This is a genomic window from Streptomyces sp. ActVer (genome assembly GCF_027270795.1).
Classification (GTDB): Bacteria; Actinomycetota; Actinomycetes; order Streptomycetales; family Streptomycetaceae; genus Streptomyces; species Streptomyces umbrinus_A.
Map to the genome: position 1 here is coordinate 65,915 of NZ_JAPWHT010000003.1, position 16,503 is coordinate 82,417.

A 16,503-nucleotide genomic window follows, 5' to 3' on the forward strand; every position below is an offset into this window, starting at 1 on the left:
AAGGCCGACCGCGACGCGGCTCGCGGCGCGGGAGCGGGGAGGATCCGATGAGCGCCCCGACCGGGCCCGGGACCGCTTCGATGGAGTCCATGAACTCCGCCACCGAATCCCGGAACCCGTACGAAGCTCCCCTCCCGCTCGTCCTCGCGGGCGCCCGCGGTCACGGCCACTGGCACCTCGCGAACATCCGCCGCCTCCAGGACAAGGGCCTGGTACGCCTCGCCGGGATCTGCGAGCTGACCCCGCTCACCGAGGCGGAACTGGACGGCTTCACCGCGCCCGGCGAACTCCCCGAGCAGTCCGCCGACTTCGGCGCCCTGCTGGACTCCACCGGCGCCGCGATCGCCGTGATCTGCACGCCGATCCCCGCCCACACCGACCTCGCGCTGACGGCCGCCACCAGGGGCGTACACATCCTGCTGGAGAAGCCGCCGGCTCCCTCGTACGCCGAGTTCCGCCGGATGGCCGACGGGGTCGCCGCGGCCGGGGTGGTCTGCCAGATCGGCTTCCAGTCGCTGGGCTCGCAGGCCGTGCCCGCGATCAGGGAGCTGATCGAGCAGGGCACGATCGGCCGGGTGGACGGCATCGGCGGGGCCGGGGCCTGGGCGCGCGCCGAGGAGTACTACCGCCGCGCACCCTGGGCCGGGCGGCGCCGGATGAACGGGGCCGACGTCCTGGACGGGGTGCTGACCAACCCCCTCGCGCACGCCGTCGCCACCGCCCTCGCGCTCGACGGCGCCACCCGCGCCGAGGACGTCACCGGCATCGAGACCGAGCTGCTGCGCGCCAACGACATCGAGTCCGACGACACCTCCTGCGTCCGCGTCACCACCGCGGCCGACCACCGGATCACCGTCGCCGCGACCCTTTGCGCCGAGCACCCCGACGAGCCGTACGTCCTCGTGCACGGCACCAGCGGCCGGATCACCTTCTGGTACAAGCAGGACCGCGTCCTCGTCCAGCGGTCGGGACACGGCCCGCAGGAGATCACGTACGGCAGGACCGACCTGCTGGAGAACCTCGTCGAGCATCTCGAAGGCCGGGCCGGACTGCTGGTCCCGCCGGACTCGACGGGCGCCTTCATGAGGGTCGTTGAAGCGATTCGACAGGCACCGGACCCCGTCGCGCTGCCCGCCGGCGCCTGGTACCTGAAGGCCGACGAGAACCGCCGGATCGTGCACGGAGTCGACGGACTCGTCACGGCCGCCGCCGACACCCTCGCCCTCTACTCCGAGCTGGGCGCCTCCTGGGCGCCCCCGAAAGAGGTGAGTACGTGATGAACAACGAGTCGCTGGTCCTGCGTGTCGCGGGCCGCCCGGTCGGCCGTTACATCACCCGGCCCGAGCTGCCGCCCAAGCTGTCGCCGCGTCCGTACTTCCACCCCGTCACCACCCTGGCCGGTACGGCTGTCACGGAACTCAGCCCCGCCGACCACATCCACCACCTCGGCGTCGGTGTCGCCGTTCCCGACGTCGAGGGGTACAACTTCTGGGGCGGTCGCACGTACGTACGCGACCAGGGGCCGACCGAGCTGGACAACCACGGGGCACAGCGGCACTCCACGTTCCAGCTGCGCGACCCCGACGGCTTCGTGGAGGAGCTGCGCTGGGTCGCGGCCGGCGGCGAGCTGCTGCGCGAGCGGCGTACGGCCGCGGCGACCGAACTCACCGACACCGCCTGGGCGTTGGACTTCACGTTCTCGCTCACCAACACGACCGCCGAGCCCCTGTCGATCGGCAGCCCGGCGACCAACGGCAGGACCGGCGCGGCCTACGGCGGCTTCTTCTGGCGGGCCCGCAAGGAGGCCGCCGCGCCCGCGGTGTTCACGGCCGGCACCGAGGGCGAGGAGGCCGTGCACGGCGCACGCGCCGACTGGCTGGCGCTCGTGGGCACCAACTGGACGCTGGTGTTCGCCGGGGCCACCGAGCAGACCCGTCGCGACCCGTGGTTCGTGCGCACCGCCGAGTACCCGGGCGTCGGCTCGTCCCTCGCCCACGAGGAGCGGCTGCCCCTCCCGGCCGGGGAGACCGTAGTACGCCGGGTCGTCACCGTCGTCGCCGACGGCCGCCTCGACCGGGGCGAGGCCGCGGCCCTGGTCCGCAAGGCGGTGAGCCCATGAGCGGCCAGAGCACACCCGCCTTCACGGCCGACCTCGGCGACGGCACGTACCGCAACCCGGTCCTGAACGCCGACTGGTCCGACCCCGACCTCATCCGCGTCGGCGACGACTACTACCTGACCGCCTCCAGCTTCGGCCGCGTCCCAGGCCTGCCGCTGCTGCACTCCCGCGACCTCGTCAACTGGACGCTCGTCGGTCACGCCTTACAACTCCTCGAACCGGCACGGGAGTTCAGGAAGCCGCGCCATGACCGCGGCGTCTGGGCACCGTCGTTGCGTCACCACGACGACCGCTTCTGGATCTTCTGGGGCGACCCCGACCACGGCATCTACCAGGTCAACGCCCCCGAGATACGCGGCCCTTGGACCCGCCCCCACCTCGTCAAGGCGGGCAGGGGGCTCATCGACGCCTGCCCGCTGTGGGACGAGGAGACCGGCGAGGCGTATCTCGTGCACGCCTGGGCCAAGTCCCGCTCCGGCGTCAAGAACCGGCTCACCGGCCATCGGATGCGGCCCGACGCGACCGGCCTGCTCGACGACGGCAAGGTGATCGTCGACGGCGACCGCATACCCGGCTGGTTCACGCTCGAAGGGCCGAAGCTGTACCGGCACGACGGCTGGTTCTGGATCTTCGCCCCGGCCGGCGGCGTCGAGACCGGCTGGCAGGGCGCGTTGCGTTCCCGCGACTTCTTCGGACCGTACGAGGAGAGGGTCGTCCTGGAGCAGGGCGACACCGACGTCAACGGCCCCCACCAGGGCGGCTGGGTGACCACCCCGTCCGGCGAGCACTGGTTCGCGCACTTCCAGGAGAGGGGCGCGTACGGGAGGGTCGTCCACCTCCAGCCGATGCGCTGGGGCACGGACGGCTGGCCGGTCCTCGGGGACGAGGGCGCCCCCGTCGCCGTACACCGCAAGCCCGACCTGCCGCGGCAGCCGCTGTCGGCGCCCGCCACCGACGACGACTTCCCCGGCGGGCGGTTCGGACGGCAGTGGCAGTGGACCGCCAACCCGCAGGACGGCTGGGCGACCCAGCACTCGGGCGACGGGCTGCGGCTGGCCTGCGTACGGACGGTCGACGCGCAGGATCTGCGCAGGTTACCGAACGTGCTCACCCAGCGGATGCCCGGGACCCCGTGCACCGTCGAGGTCGAGCTGCGGCTCGACGCCGAGGAGCCGGGCGCGCGGGCCGGACTCGCCGTACTGGGCGACGCGTTCAGCTGGATCGGGCTCGAACGGGGGGCCGACGGGACGGTCCACCTCGTGCACCGGTTCGCCGAGTCCGTCGCCGAGCGCGAGCGGGACGCCGCGCATCCGCGGCTCGCCCCCGAGGGACGGGTACGGCTGCGGATCGAGGCCGGCGCCGGGGCACGCTGCCGCTTCTCCCACGACCTCGGGACCGGCTGGGAGCACTCCGGCCAGGTCTTCGCCGCCACCCCCTGGCGCTGGGTCGGCGCCCTGCTCGGCCTCGTCGCACTCGCGCCGACCGGCGGGGGACACGCCGGGGCGGCCACGTTCACGCAGTTCCGCATCACGGCGCCACCTGCCTGATCGCTTCAAGTCATCACCGTTGTATGCCTGTTGGGAGCCGCAATGACGCACTTCCGTAGCAGCAAGCGCTTGCCCGGACCGGGTTCCGGGCTGGGCCCCGGCCGGGTCCTGATCACGGTCACCGCCCTGGTGGCCTCACTGGGGCTCGGGGTCATCGCCCCGGCCGAGGCGGTGTCCGAGAGTGCCGGCCGGACCGCCCGGGCCCACGGTTTCGCGTCCCTGGAGGGCGGTACGACGGGAGGGGCCGGCGGCAAGGTCGTCACCGTGACCACCCAGGCCGACCTGGAGCGCTACGCGGCCGCCGAGGAGCCGTACGTCATCCGGGTCGCCGGGACGATCAAGGCCGAGCCGTTCGGCGCGAACGTCGTCGTGGCCTCGGACAAGACCATCATCGGCGTCGGCACGGCCGGGGAACTCGTCCAGGGCGAGCTGCACCTCACGCCCGGCACCCACAACGTGATCATCCGGAACCTGACGATCCGTGACTCGTACGTCGAGGGCAACTGGGACTGCAAGGACACCGACTTCGACGGCATCCAGATGGACACCGTCCACCACGTCTGGATCGACCACAACCGCTTCTCGCGGATCTGCGACGGGCAGCTCGACATCCGCAAGGACAGCGAGTACGTCACCGTCTCCTACAACCGCTTCGAGAACAACAACAAGACCTTCGGCATCGGCTGGACGCCGAACGTGAAGACGCAGATCACCATCGACCACAACTGGTTCCGCGGCACGAAGCAGCGCAACCCGTCCGCCGACAACTGCGCCTACGCACACCTCTACAACAACTACATGACCGCCCAGGCGGACCCCGGCGACCCCGTATGGACGTACGGCAACTGGTCGCGCGGCAAGACCCGGATGGTCATCGAGAACAGCTACTACAGGGACGTCCAGCACCCCTACCAGGCGGACGCCACCGCCGAGTTGGTGCAGCGCGGGTCGATCCTGAAGAACACCGGCGGGCGCCAGGAGGCGTGGGGCACGGCCTTCGACCCGCGGGACTTCTACGACTACCGGCTCGACCCGGCGGCGGCCGTCCCGGCGCTCGTGTCCAAGTTCTCCGGTCCGCAGAAGGGGCTCGGTGCGCACACCGTCGCAGACCGTCCCGCCGGGACCGGCAACCGGGCGCCCCACGCCCGCCATTGACCCCCACAGCTTCACAACGTCACAGCGACACAACCCTCGTTGGATCCAGAAGAAGAGAGCCGATCATGAAGACCAGTATGCGCAGGAGCAGTAGAGGAGCGCGCCGCTCCGCCGCCGCCGTCGCCGTGAGTGCCGTACTCGCGCTGACCGCCACGGCCTGCGGTGACGACGGCAGCGGGTCGGCGGGCGACAAGGGCGCCGACGGCAGCGGCAAGGGCGAGATCGTCTTCTGGGACAACAACGGCGGTATCCGCACCGAGGTCTGGAAGAAGATCATCGCCGACTTCGAGAAGGCGAACCCGGACATCGACGTCAAGTACGTCGGGATCGCCTCCACGGAGTACCAGTCCAAGGTCGACACCGCCCTCCAGGGCGGCGGGCTGCCGGACGTCGGCGGTGTCGGCGCGGCGATGCTCGCCGGGTTCGCCGCACAGAACGCGCTGGAGCCGCTGGACGACCGCCTCGGCAAGTCCTCTCTCAACGGCAAGCTCAACGAGGACATGGTCAAGTCGCTGAAGGCCGCCGGCGGCCGGGACGACACGCTGTACTCGATCCCGACCTCCGCCAACAACGGCGTCCTCTACTACCGCACCGACCTGTTCAAGCAGGCGGGCCTGGACGAGCCGACCACCTGGGACGATTTCTACGAGGCCGCCGACAAGCTCACCGACAAGGGCAAGAACGAGTTCGGCTACACCATCCGCGGCGGCGCCGGCTCCATCGCCCAGGCACTCGACGCGATGTACGGGCAGTCCGGCATCACGTCCTTCTGGGACACCGGCAACGAGAAGACCACGGTCAACGATCCGAAGAACGTGGCGGCCCTGGAGAAGTACGTGGGCCTCTTCAAGAAGGTCACCCCGGCCGCCGACCTCAACAACGACTTCACCAAGATGGTCGCCCAGTGGGACTCCGGCACGATCGGAATGCTGAACCACAACCTGGGCTCCTACCAGGACCATGTGAAGGCGCTCGGCGTCGACAAGTTCCGCGGTATTCCGCAGCCGGTCGGACCCGGTGGAATGCGGGTCCAGGTCTCCAACCCCGTGGACGGTCTTGGCCTGTTCAAGAGCTCCAAGAACAAGGACGCCGCCTGGAAGTTCATCGACTTCGCGACCTCCAAGGCGGAGAACTCCAAGTTCAACGAGGCCGCGGGGCAGGTGCCGTCGAACAACGACGCCGCGAAGGACGCGTGGGTTTCGAAGGCCGAGCCGACGAAGCTTGCCGCCGAGGCGTTGAGTGACGGGTCCACGACCATCGTTCAGCTGCCGTACTACCTGCCCGACTGGAACACCATTTCCAAGACGGACAACGAGCCGGCGTTCCAGAAGGTCATGAACGGGTCGATGAGTGCCAAGGACTTCCTGGACACCCTGGCCGATCAGCTCAATGAGGCTCAGACGGAGTGGAACGAGCAGAAGGGCTAGGCCGGGCCCGAACTTCTCAGGTAGGGGAATTGGATCGACCGTGGGGGACTGCGGGGCCGTTGTGGCTGGTCGCGCAGTTCCCCGCGCCCCTGAGTAAGTTGCCCTGCTCCTCGTTTGGAAGGAACCCGCACTCATGCGTAGCCGTATGTGGCATGCCCATGTCATGACATCCTTTGTTGGATGTACCGCTCTCGTTCTCGGTGTCACCGGGACCGTCGCCCATGCCCAGGTCGCCCCGGCCGCCCAGGGCCGTGACCTCGGGCGCGAGACCCTCGCCGTCGGTGATGGCTGGGGGTCCGAGGGGGCCGGTACCAAGGGTGGTGCCGACGCCAGTGCCGAGCACGTCTACACCGTCACCAACTGGGCCGAGTTCAAGGCCGCGTTGAAGGCCGGTGGGGACGCTCCGAAGATCATCAAGGTCAAGGGGGTCATCGATCCGGTGGCCGAGGGGTGTGCTTCCTTCGCGGCGCCGGGGTACGACTTCGACGCGTATCTGGAGAAGTACTCGCCGGAGAACTGGGGGCTCGACAAGGACCTGTCCGGGGAGCCCGCCGACAGCCCGGAGGGCCTGCGGGCCGCCTCCGCCGCCAACCAGGACAAGGCGATCAAGGCGAACGTGCCCGCCAACACCACCATCGTCGGGGTCGGCAGGAACGCCGGGATCAGAGGCGGCAGCCTGCAGATCAAGGGCGTGGACAACGTCATTCTGCGCAACCTCACCATCGAGGCCCCGCTGGACTGCTTCCCGCAGTGGGACCCGACCGACACCGACACCGGGGCCTGGAACTCCGAGTACGACGCGGTCGTCGTCTACGGCTCCACCCATGTGTGGGTCGACCACAACACCCTGACCGACGGCCGCTACCCGGACAGCACCCTGCCGACGTACTACGGCCAGACCTACCAGCAGCACGACGGCCTGCTCGACGTCGTGCGCGGCGCCAACTACGTGACGGTGTCCTGGAATTCGGTCGAGGACCACGACAAGACGATGCTGATCGGCAACAGCGACAGCGCCGGATCGACCGACACCGGCAAGCTCAAGGTCACGCTCCACCACAACCGCTTCGAGGGCGTCGTGGAGCGAGCGCCACGCGTCCGGTTCGGGCAGGTCGACGCGTACAACAACCACTTCGTGGTGGCGAAGGGGCAGTCGTACGGATACACCTTCGGCATCGGCGCCTCCTCGCAGCTGTACGCCTCGGACAACGCCTTCTCGCTGCCCGCCGGCGTCAGCGCCGCCAAGACCCTGAAGAAGTGGAACGAGGCGCCGCTCACCGCCGAGAACAACTACGTCAACGGGAAGCCGACCGATCTCATCGCCGTTCACAACACGGAGATCCCGGGTGAGACCCTCCAGTCGGGGGCCGGGTGGACCCCGACCCTGCGGACGAAGGTCGACTCGCCGCGGGCCGTGCCCGGCATCGTCGGCGGCCGTGCCGGTGCCGGAAAGGTCTGCTGACCATGACCGTTCCGGCACCAGGCACATCAGGTACTTCGGGCATTTCAAGAACACCCGTCAGCAGACGGTCCTTCGTCGTCGCGAGCGTGGGGGCCGCGCTCGCGCTGGGGGTCTCCTCCCAGGCCCAGGCCCACGCGCGTGGGCGGTCCCCCTTCGGGCGGTACGGCTCGCCGTCGGCCCGGTTGGACGAGCGCACCCTGTACGTCCACCCGGGCGGCCTCGGCGACCATGCCACCGTCCAGGCGGCTGTGAACGCCGCAAGTGGCAGTGGGTGCACGCTCGTCATCGCCCCGGGTACGTACCGGGAGACGACCGCCGTGAGTGTCGCCCGTACGGACATGACCTGGATCGGGGCCTCGGGCGAGGCGCGGGACGTCGTGGTCGTCCACGACAACGCGGCCGGCACTCCGAAGCCCGGCGGCGGCACGTACGGGACGACCGGATCGGCGACCACCCTCGTGCAGGCCGACGGGTTCACCGCGCGGGACCTCACCTTCGCCAACGACTGGCTGCGCGCCGACCACCCCGGGGTCAGCGGCACCCAGGCCGTCGCCATCAAGGTGCAGGGCGACCGGTCGGCGTTCCTGCGCTGCCGGTTCCTCGGCCACCAGGACACCCTGTACGCCGACTCGATGGCGCTCGGCACCTTCGCCCGGCAGTACTACCGGGACTGTTACGTCGAGGGTGACGTGGACTTCGTGTTCGGGCGGGCCACGGCCGTGTACGAGAACTGTCACTTCCGGACGCTGACCAGGAACGATCTGGCCGGGGCCCCGTACGGGTTCGTGTTCGCGCCCTCCACCGCGGGCGCCAACCCGCGCGGCTACCTGGTGACCGGTGGCCGGATCTCCAGCGAGGCGCCGGACGCCTACTACAAGCTGGCGCGCCCGTGGGTGCCTAGCTCGGACACCACGGCCCGGCCCATGCTCACCGTTCGCGGGACCCGCCTCGGTGCCGGTATCGACGCGGTCGAGCCCTACACCAACATGTCGTCGGGCTTCCCGTGGCAGGACCAGCGGTTCGCCGAGTACCGGAACACGGGACCTGGTGCCGTGGTCTCCGTACCGGAGAACCGGCCCCAGCTCACCGCTGCCGAGGCCCGGTCGCACACCCGGGAGGCCCACCTCGGCGACTGGACCCCCTGGAAGGGGTGCTGACATGCGCCGGCGCACACTGCTCACCGGGATCGCCGGTGGCCTGGTGGCCGTCGGCACGACCCCCGCCTTCGCGGAGGCCCGGCGCCGCGTCCTGCACGTCCGCCCCGGCGGCTCCGTCCAGGACGCGGTGAACGCCGTGGAGGGGGAGGGGTGGACGATCGTCGTGCATCCGGGCACCTATCGCGAGGTCGTCAACATCCCTGCCGATAAAGGGGAGTTGATGCTTCGCGGTGCGTCCCGCGATCCGCGGGCCGCCGTGGTCGTCTTCGACAACGCCAACGGCACCCCCAGGCCCGGCGGCGGCACCTACGGCACCGCGGGCTCCGCCACCCTCACCTCGGCGGCACCCGGCCTGACCCTCCGGGACCTCACCCTGGCCAACGACTGGCTGCGCGCCGACCACCCCGACATCACGGGCACCCAGGCCGTGGCCGCGTACGTCACCGGGGACCGGTCGCACTTCGAGCGCGTGCGGTTCCTCGGCCACCAGGACACCCTGTTCGCCGACACCACCGCGCTCGACGCCTTCGACCGGCAGTACTACCGGGAGTGCTACGTCGAGGGTGACGTGGACTTCGTGTTCGGGCGGGCGCGGGCTGTCTTCGAGCGGTGCCACTTCCACACCCTCGACCGGGACGTCGCCTTCAGACCCGAGGGCATGGTGTTCGCCCCGGCCACGGCCCGCGCGAATCCGTACGGCTTCCTCGCCGTGCGGTGCCGGGTCACCTCGGGTGCCGAGGACGCCGCGTACAGGATCGCCCGGCCGTGGGTGCCCTCGTACGAGACGACCGCCTGGCCTTCCCTCGTCGTGCGGGACACCTGGCTGGGGCCCGGCATCGACGCCGTGGAGCCCTACATCAACATGCGCGAGGCGTATCCGTGGCAGACCATGCGCTTTTGGGAGTACGCCAACTCCGGTCCCGGCGCGGTGATTTCGGTGCCGGAGAACCGCCCGCTGCTCACGGAGGCGGAGGCCGCGTCGCACACCCGGGAGACGTATCTCGGGGACTGGAGGCCCGATGAGTGCCGGTCCTGAGCAACTTCCCCTGGGGAGACGGGCGTTCGTCGCCGGAACGGGGGCGGCGGCGCTGCTCGCCGGGGCGGGATCCGGAGCCGCGGCGTCCCCGGCCCATGCGGCGGACGCGGCCCCAGCGAACGACGTGACCGAAGCGGCGGGCATCGTGGAAGGCAACCTGCCCGAGTTCCACCCGCTCCTCAAGGACGGGCTGAGCTTCCCGCTCGCCTGGGGCACCTCACCGGTCCGGGACTTCCGGGCCTGGCGGCGGGCCGCCCGCGCCAAGGTCGAGGAGCACCTGCTCGTGGAGCGGGACGACAACACCTCGTACGCCCCGGAGTTCGGTGATCGTGCCCAAGGCGACGGATACACCCGGGAGTCGGTGACCCTCGCCCTCACCCGCTACGGGCGGGTCCGGGGCGCCCTGCTCACCCCGCACGGCCCCGGCCCCTTCCCCGCGGTCCTGCTGCTCCACGACCACGGCTCCAAGTTCGACATCGGGAAGGAGAAGCTGGTCAGGCCCTGGGGTACGGGGGAGGCACGCCTCGCCTCGGCCCAGGCCTGGGCCGACCGGTACTTCAGCGGGCGGTTCGTCGGTGACGAACTGGCCCGGCGCGGATACGTCGTCCTCGCCGTGGACGCGCTCGGCTGGGGCGACCGGGGTCCCATCACCTACGAGCAACAGCAGGCCCTGGCAAGCAACTTCTACAACCTCGGCTCCTCGCTCGCCGGGCTCATGGCCCGCGAGGACGTGCGTGCCGCCCGCTTCCTGGCCGGCCTCGACCGTGTGGACCGGCGCAGGGTCGCGGCCCTCGGCTTCTCCATGGGCGCCTACCGGGCCTGGCAGACCGCCGCGCTCAGCGACGACGTGGCGGCCGCCGCCTGCGTGAGCTGGATGACCGGGCTCAAGGAGGTCATGGAGCCCGGCAACAACATCCTGCGCGGCCAGTCCTCCTATTGGATGCTCCATCCCGGGCTCGCCCGGCACCTCGACTTCCCCGACGTGGCGAGCATCGCCGCACCGAGACCGATGCTCTTCCTCCACGGCGCCCTGGACACCCTGTTCACCGATCGAGGGGTTCAGGTTGCCTACGAGAAGCTGCGCGCCGTCTGGAGCTCACGTCACGCAGGGGAGCAACTGCGCACCAAGGTCTGGCCCGAGCTGGGCCACGTGTTCACCGCGCCCCAGCAGGACGACGTCTTCGTATGGCTCGACGCCGTCCTGTGACCGGCGCTCTCCCCACACCGCTCGACGAAAGGTCCCCACACCCATGTCCCGTCGAACCGCTCTGTCCTTAGGCGCAGTTCTCGCCCTCGGTGCCGGACTCGCCGTGATCCCCACCCAGGCCCACGCCGCCACCGTGGTCGTCAGCAACTCCACCGACCTGTCCAACGCCATCAAGAACGCCACCGCGGGCACCACCATCCAGGTGCGCGCCGGCACCTACTACCCGACGGCGACCCTCCAGTCGACCGCCAACGGCACGTCCTCCAGCCGGATCAACCTCCAGCCGTACGGCTCCGAGACCGTGAAGATCGACGGCTCGAACCTTCCCGACGGCGACTGGATCTTCAAGCTGACCGCCGACTACTGGACGGTTTCGGGGATCACCTTCCAGAACTCTCCGGACAGCGCGGTCGTCTGCCAGTCCTGCGCCTCGACCGTCTGGGACAACATCAAGACGATCAACGGCGGCGACTCCGGCTTCACCCTCACCGGGGACAGCACCACCAACAACACCGTCCGGAACATCGACAGTTACGGCCACTACGACGCCGCCACCCACGGCGAGAACGCGGACGGCATCGCCATCAAGTTCGGCTCGGGCAGCGGCAATCTCGTCACCGGAGCCCGCCTCTACAACAACTCCGACGACGGCCTCGACTTCTGGTCGTTCTCGTCGCCGGTCACCGTCGAGCACACCTGGGCCATGGGCAACGGCAGGAACCGCTGGTCGGACTCGGCGTTCGCGGGCGACGGCAACGGTTACAAGCTGGGCGGCGACGGCGAGGTCGTCGCCCATGTCGTCACTGCCCTCGGAGTGTCACCAGTGGCGGACGGGGCCGTCAATCGGTGGAAGCGGCCCCGGGGCGAGCGAAAGTTTCGATTCGTTTCGCGCGGGCCCGGCAACCTTTTGAGGGCAGGCGGCGACCAGGGATCAGAGGCGGGGCCGAGAAAAGAAAGCGGCCCCGGCCCCGCCTCTCTCCCCGCTCCCCAGGAAAGGAACGTCCCCGTGCGTCTCGGCACCGGACGGCACCGCAGGACCGGCACCCTCTCCGTCGCCACGGCGGTGGTCGTCGCCTCCGGGGCGGGAGGCGTCTACCTCGGCCTCTCGCCCGACGGAGCGAGCGCCACCGGCACGACGGTGACCGTGTCGACCGCGGCGCAGCTGGAGTCCGCGGTCGCGAACGCCGCGGCCGGCACCACCATCCAGGTGCGCGGCGGCACGTACTACCCGACGCGGACCCTCAAGTCGGCCGCGAGCGGCACGAGTTCGGCCCGGATCACGCTCCGGGCCCACGGCGGCGAGAAGGTACGGATCGACGGGGCGAAGCTTCCCGCCGGATCGTCGCTCGCCGCGATCGACGGCGACCACTGGACCGTCCAGGACATCACCTGGCAGAACTCGCCTGCCCTCGGCTTCGTCGCCACCTCGTCCGTCGGAGGCGTCTTCAGGAACCTGGTCACCGCGGACAACGGCGACTCCGGATTCACGCTGCGCGGGGACGGTACGACGGACAACCTCGTCCAGAACCTGCGCAGTCACGGCAACTACGACGCGGCGGGGCACGGCCGGAACGCCGACGGCATCGGCGTGAAGTTCGGCTCCGGCACGGGCAACAGGATCATCGGCGCCCGGCTCCACGACAACTCCGACGACGGCCTGGATCTCTGGCAGTTCTCCAGTCCGGTCACCGTCGAGCACTCGTCGGCGCACGGGAACGGGAAGAACCGCTGGAAGGACCCCTCCTTCGAGGGCGGCGGCCATGGGTTCGAACTGGGCGGAGGGGGTGCATCGGTCGCCCATGTACTCGACGACAACGAGGCCTACGGCAACAGCTCCGCCGGGTTCCACGTCCCCGGAGCGCGAGACGGGCTCTGAGGTCAGGACAGCAGGTCCAGACAGTCGAAGGACGTGCCCGGACTCAGGAACGCCGAGTCCGTGGAACCGCTGACCGCGTTCAGCTTCAGGACGTTGTACTGACTGGTGTCCGACTTCCAGGCGGTCGCCGGGACGTTGTACGTGAACGTGTGGTTGTTGCCCCGGTAGGAGCCCGTGGTGAGGGTTCGTGTCGAGGGCTGCCGCCCGTCGGAATCTCTTCTATGAGCCGTCGTCGTCGGACGCGTCGCGCGCGAAGTCGCCCGCCACGCCCAGCTGTTCGTCCCCGGCCTGCGCGCCGACCGAGTACGTGTCGTCGCCGGCGTCACGGCCGCCGCGGTCGTGGTCGTACTGGCCCGCGAACACCCACTCGCCCGGCCACACCGTGCGGCCCTGCCTGAGCACCCACGTGTAGACGAGGAAACCGTCCTTCTCGGCGACGGTCACCGTGAAGTCGTCCTCGGGAGCCGAGCGCCAGGCACCCGCCGAGGTGACCCCGCCGGTCTGCTTGACCTTCAACACGACGGTGAGCGCGGTGAGTTGCTTGCTCGTCTTCAGGGTCACATTGCTCTGCGCCCAGAACTCGTTGCTGTGCGGGTCGACCGAGCCGTCCGACCACAGCGGGCCGTCCTCGGTGTCGGCCTTCGCGGGCGGAGCGACCGGGGTGGTCCGAGTCGGCCCGGCCGTCGGGGAGTTGGGCGCACTGGGCTTGTCCGGCGGAGGCGACGACCTGGCCGGGTCCGGCGGGACCGGGGCGCGACTCGTCGCCTCCGGCGACGGATCGGGCGTGGGGGAGACCGCGACCGTCTGGTCGGCCGCCTTGTCGTCCTTCACCGCGGACGCGACCGCGTAGCCGCCCACCGCGAGCACACCGGCGGCGGCGGCCGTGGCGCCGACGACACGGAACCAGCCGAGCGGGGACGACCGCGGGGAGGGGTGCCGGGCACTCTCCGTACCGGCCATGCCGCGTTCGACACGGGCCAGGATGTGCGCGCGGTCGGGCTCGTACGCCTCGGCCGCGTCCCGCAGCGTGGCGCGCAACTCCTCGTGCACGTCCTTCACCGTTCCCTCCCTTCGGCTCCGGTGGCACGCAGTACCGCCGCGTGCATCCGCCGCGGGGCCCCCTGGGACCCCAGCAACCGCTGCAGCTCCGCCATCCCCTTCGACGTCTGGCTCTTCACCGTACCGACCGAGATTCCCAGGGAGAGTGCGGTGTCCTTCTCCGAGAGGTCGAAAGCATGCCGCAGAACCACGCACGCCCGCTTGCGGAACGGCAGTCTGCGCAGGGCCTCCTGGACATCGACCATGCCCGGTATGTCGGGATTCTCGGTCTTGTCCTCGCGCTGCGACCAGAACAGCGTGATCCGTCTGCGCTCACGCACCGCGCTGCGGATCCGGCTCCTGGCCAGATTGGCGACCACGCCACGCGCGTACGCCACCGGGTGGTCCGCCGCGCGCACCCGGTCCCAGCGGTGCCACAGCGCGAGCAGCGCGTCCGCCGCCAGATCGTCGGCGGCGTCCGGCTCGCCGGTCAACAGGTGGGCCAGGCGCGCCAGTTCGGCGTAGTGGCGCTCGAAGAAATCGTGGAACTCCACGGAGGCGGCGTCGTCGACGACAGTGCCCACGGGCGACCTCTCCCTGTCAGTTCCTGCGCGGTACGCCTGATGGCTCTCACGGGGTACGTGCGTATACGGCCCCTGCGTTGCGGGTGTGAAGGAACGGTGTCCTGTGGGGCGAGATCCGAGAGAGTATCAGGCGCTCGTACAGCGCTTCGAACATCGTATGGCGGGCCGAACTCGATTCCGTAACACGGGGAAAACCTGAAAACGGTTCAACGAGGGAACAATCCAGCCAGCATCCGCACTCTGAACACGCAGGTAACGAGGAGCATCAGCCATGTCCGAAACTCAGAAGGTGGCAGACCGGCCGAGCGCCGGACCACCCCCGGCGAACAGCGTCGACCGGTTCTTCAAGATCTCCGCCAGGGGCTCCACCTTCGCCCGTGAGGTACGCGGCGGCTTCGCCACGTTCTTCACGATGGCCTACATCCTTGTCCTGAATCCCATCATCCTGGGAAGCGCCAAGGACAAGTTCGGTGACCAGCTCGACAACGTCCAGCTGGTCACCGCCACCGCACTGGTGGCCGCCGTGATGACGATCATCATGGGCGTCGGCGGCAACCTGCCGCTCGCGCTCGCCGCCGGGCTCGGCCTCAACGCCGTCGTGGCCTTCCAGATCGCCCCGCTGATGAGCTGGGACGACGCGATGGGCCTGATCGTCCTTGAGGGCCTGCTGATCTGTGTCCTGGTGGTGACGGGTCTGCGCGAGGCCGTCATGCACGCGATACCGCAGCCGCTCAAGCAGGCGATCAGCGTCGGCATAGGCCTGTTCATCGCCTTCATCGGCTTCGTCGACGCCGGGTTCGTCACCCGCATACCCGACGTCGCGAACACCACGGTCCCGGTGCAGCTCGGCGGCACCGGCGCGCTGGCCGGCTGGCCGATCCTCGTCTTCTGCCTCGGCGTGCTGCTGACCATCGGACTGCTCGCCCGCAAGGTCAAGGGCGCGATCCTGATCAGCATCGTGACCATGACGATCGTCGCGATCATCATCAACGAGATCGCGGACATCAAGAGCTGGGGCCTCACCACGCCGAAGATCCCCGACGACGTCGTGGCCTCGCCCGACTTCGGACTGCTCGGCGACTTCAGCCTGTTCGGCGCCTTCGGCGAGGCCAGCGTGATCACCGTCGTGCTGCTGGTCTTCACGCTGATCCTGTCGGACTTCTTCGACACCATGGGCACGGTCGTCGGCATCAGCGCCGAGGCCGGACTCCTGGACGAGGAGGGCAAGGTCCCCAACCTCGGCCGCGTCCTGCTCATCGACGGCGCCGCGGCGGTCGCGGGCGGCGCGGCCTCCGCCTCCTCCTCGACCTCCTACATCGAGTCGGCTGCGGGCGTCGGCGAGGGTGCGCGCACGGGCTTCGCGAACCTGGTCACCGGCGGGCTCTTCGGCCTCGCCCTGTTCATGACCCCGCTGCTGACGATCGTCCCGCTCCAGGCGGCGGCGCCCGCGCTCGTCGCGGTCGGCTTCCTGATGATGACCCAGGTCAAGCACATCGACTGGGACCGCTACGAGATCGCCATCCCGGCGTTCCTGACGATCGCCGTGATGCCCTTCACCTACTCGATCACCAACGGTATCGGTGCGGGCTTCCTCGCCTACGTCCTCATCAAGACGGTCCTCGGCAAGGCGAAGGAGGTCCACTGGCTCCTGTGGGGGACGTCGGTGCTGTTCCTCATCTACTTCGCCATCGACCCGATCGAACAGGTTCTGGGAGTGAAGTAGCCCCTCCCGGGGGTGGTCGGTCGCCCCCGGGTCGAGTGTGGCCGGTCGCGCAGTTCCCCGCGCCCCTAAAAGATTGCGCGGTTCCCCGCGCCCCTTGCCAGGCCCGGGGGACCGCAGGCCTTTAAGGGGCGCGGGGAACCGCGCGGCCAGCCCCCACCGGCCGGTAGTCGAC

General features: G+C 69.8%; 13 protein-coding genes and 2 pseudogenes. 12 read left to right on the top strand and 3 right to left on the bottom strand.

Annotated features, from left to right (window positions below; all coding sequences use genetic code 11):
• The first annotated feature begins 89 nt into the window (after window positions 1-89).
• The 11 genes and pseudogenes from O3Q52_RS01160 to O3Q52_RS01210 form a co-directional block, all read left to right on the top strand.
• Entirely contained in the window at window positions 90-1,277 is a 1,188-nt protein-coding gene (locus O3Q52_RS01160) for a Gfo/Idh/MocA family protein (protein WP_269646892.1), read from the top strand.
• Window positions 1,277-2,119, top strand: a complete 843-nt coding sequence (locus O3Q52_RS01165) for a PmoA family protein (RefSeq protein ID WP_269646879.1) — start codon at window positions 1,277-1,279, stop codon at window positions 2,117-2,119. Before O3Q52_RS01160 ends, O3Q52_RS01165 begins: the two co-directional genes overlap by 1 nt.
• Window positions 2,116-3,666, top strand: a complete 1,551-nt coding sequence (locus O3Q52_RS01170; RefSeq protein WP_269646880.1) for a glycoside hydrolase 43 family protein — start codon at window positions 2,116-2,118, stop codon at window positions 3,664-3,666. The genes O3Q52_RS01165 and O3Q52_RS01170 overlap by 4 nt, the downstream gene beginning before the upstream one ends.
• A 42-nt stretch (window positions 3,667-3,708) precedes the next feature.
• Entirely contained in the window at window positions 3,709-4,821 is a 1,113-nt protein-coding gene (locus O3Q52_RS01175) for a polysaccharide lyase family 1 protein (protein ID WP_269646881.1), read from the top strand.
• A gap of 65 nt (window positions 4,822-4,886) precedes the next feature.
• Window positions 4,887-6,248 carry a sugar ABC transporter substrate-binding protein gene (locus O3Q52_RS01180; protein ID WP_269646882.1) on the top strand — a complete coding sequence of 454 codons (1,362 nt, stop codon included), beginning with the start codon at window positions 4,887-4,889 and terminating at the stop codon, window positions 6,246-6,248.
• A gap of 133 nt (window positions 6,249-6,381) precedes the next feature.
• Window positions 6,382-7,710: a polysaccharide lyase family 1 protein gene (locus O3Q52_RS01185; protein WP_269646883.1), complete on the top strand. Its 1,329-nt coding sequence runs from the start codon at window positions 6,382-6,384 to the stop codon at window positions 7,708-7,710.
• Window positions 7,711-7,712: 2 nt separating this feature from the next.
• Window positions 7,713-8,867, top strand: a complete 1,155-nt coding sequence (locus O3Q52_RS01190) for a pectinesterase family protein (protein ID WP_269646884.1) — start codon at window positions 7,713-7,715, stop codon at window positions 8,865-8,867.
• A 1-nt stretch (window position 8,868) separates the two neighbouring features.
• A complete protein-coding gene (locus O3Q52_RS01195) occupies window positions 8,869-9,903 on the top strand; it encodes a pectinesterase family protein (protein ID WP_269646885.1) in 1,035 nt (344 codons plus the stop codon).
• Window positions 9,887-11,110: a dienelactone hydrolase family protein gene (locus tag O3Q52_RS01200; RefSeq protein ID WP_269646886.1), complete on the top strand. Its 1,224-nt coding sequence runs from the start codon at window positions 9,887-9,889 to the stop codon at window positions 11,108-11,110. The genes O3Q52_RS01195 and O3Q52_RS01200 overlap by 17 nt, the downstream gene beginning before the upstream one ends.
• A gap of 43 nt (window positions 11,111-11,153) precedes the next feature.
• Window positions 11,154-11,912: pseudogene (locus tag O3Q52_RS01205) on the top strand (right-handed parallel beta-helix repeat-containing protein); the annotation flags it as partial.
• 204 nt (window positions 11,913-12,116) lie between these two features.
• A pseudogene (locus O3Q52_RS01210) lies at window positions 12,117-12,956 on the top strand (right-handed parallel beta-helix repeat-containing protein); the annotation flags it as partial.
• A gap of 32 nt (window positions 12,957-12,988) precedes the next feature.
• Here O3Q52_RS01210 and O3Q52_RS54090 read toward each other — a convergent pair.
• The 3 genes from O3Q52_RS54090 to O3Q52_RS01225 are packed head-to-tail and all read right to left on the bottom strand — an operon-like array spanning window position 12,989 to window position 14,608.
• Entirely contained in the window at window positions 12,989-13,312 is a 324-nt protein-coding gene (locus O3Q52_RS54090) for a polysaccharide lyase family protein (protein WP_332112834.1), read from the bottom strand.
• Complete coding sequence (locus O3Q52_RS01220) at window positions 13,206-14,045, bottom strand: hypothetical protein (protein ID WP_269646887.1); 840 nt, start codon at window positions 14,043-14,045, stop codon at window positions 13,206-13,208. Before O3Q52_RS01220 ends, O3Q52_RS54090 begins: the two co-directional genes overlap by 107 nt.
• Window positions 14,042-14,608 (bottom strand): SigE family RNA polymerase sigma factor, encoded by a 567-nt coding sequence (locus O3Q52_RS01225; RefSeq protein WP_269646888.1) that lies wholly within the window; start codon window positions 14,606-14,608, stop codon window positions 14,042-14,044. Before O3Q52_RS01225 ends, O3Q52_RS01220 begins: the two co-directional genes overlap by 4 nt.
• A 271-nt stretch (window positions 14,609-14,879) precedes the next feature.
• Between O3Q52_RS01225 and O3Q52_RS01230 the strand changes: the two genes are divergently transcribed.
• Window positions 14,880-16,331: an NCS2 family permease gene (locus O3Q52_RS01230; protein ID WP_269646889.1), complete on the top strand. Its 1,452-nt coding sequence runs from the start codon at window positions 14,880-14,882 to the stop codon at window positions 16,329-16,331.
• The last annotated feature ends 172 nt before the right edge of the window (window positions 16,332-16,503 follow it).

Bases quoted from the DNA above. Each gene is read 5' to 3' on its own strand.
- O3Q52_RS01180 (WP_269646882.1), top strand. From the start codon at position 4,887: ATGAAGACCAGTATGCGCAGGAGCAGTAGAGGAGCGCGCCGCTCCGCC.
- O3Q52_RS01175 (WP_269646881.1), top strand. From the start codon at position 3,709: ATGACGCACTTCCGTAGCAGCAAGCGCTTGCCCGGACCGGGTTCCGGG.
- O3Q52_RS01195 (WP_269646885.1), top strand. From the start codon at position 8,869: ATGCGCCGGCGCACACTGCTCACCGGGATCGCCGGTGGCCTGGTGGCC.
- O3Q52_RS01185 (WP_269646883.1), top strand. From the start codon at position 6,382: ATGCGTAGCCGTATGTGGCATGCCCATGTCATGACATCCTTTGTTGGA.
- O3Q52_RS01160 (WP_269646892.1), top strand. From the start codon at position 90: ATGAACTCCGCCACCGAATCCCGGAACCCGTACGAAGCTCCCCTCCCG.
- O3Q52_RS01170 (WP_269646880.1), top strand. From the start codon at position 2,116: ATGAGCGGCCAGAGCACACCCGCCTTCACGGCCGACCTCGGCGACGGC.
- O3Q52_RS01230 (WP_269646889.1), top strand. From the start codon at position 14,880: ATGTCCGAAACTCAGAAGGTGGCAGACCGGCCGAGCGCCGGACCACCC.
- O3Q52_RS01200 (WP_269646886.1), top strand. From the start codon at position 9,887: ATGAGTGCCGGTCCTGAGCAACTTCCCCTGGGGAGACGGGCGTTCGTC.
- O3Q52_RS01165 (WP_269646879.1), top strand. From the start codon at position 1,277: ATGAACAACGAGTCGCTGGTCCTGCGTGTCGCGGGCCGCCCGGTCGGC.
- O3Q52_RS01190 (WP_269646884.1), top strand. From the start codon at position 7,713: ATGACCGTTCCGGCACCAGGCACATCAGGTACTTCGGGCATTTCAAGA.